The 255-nt window shown below is 53.7% G+C and carries 1 rRNA gene; it reads left to right on the plus strand.

The features are described 5' to 3' along the window. Nucleotides 1–166: 166 nt before the first annotated feature. A 5S ribosomal RNA gene (gene rrf / locus N5923_RS00065) occupies nucleotides 167–255 on the plus strand; the annotation flags it as partial.

A 255-nucleotide genomic window follows, 5' to 3' on the forward strand; every position in this document is an offset into this window, starting at 1 on the left:
TGTAAGCGCAGCGATGCGTTGAGCTAACCGGTACTAATGACCCGTGAGGCTTAACCTTACAACACCAGAAGTGTTTTGGTGAGCGTGATGAGAGACGCGAAATATTCAGCTTGTTCACAACGGATTAGTTTGTGCGGCCTGAGGGCGGCATGAATAACAGAATTTGCCTGGCGGCTTTAGCGCGGTGGTCCCACCTGACCCCATGCCGAACTCAGAAGTGAAACGCCGTAGCGCCGATGGTAGTGTGGGGTCTCC

Origin of the sequence: Winslowiella arboricola, from assembly GCF_025527015.1 — a bacterium.
Taxonomy (GTDB): Bacteria; Pseudomonadota; Gammaproteobacteria; order Enterobacterales; family Enterobacteriaceae; genus Erwinia; species Erwinia arboricola.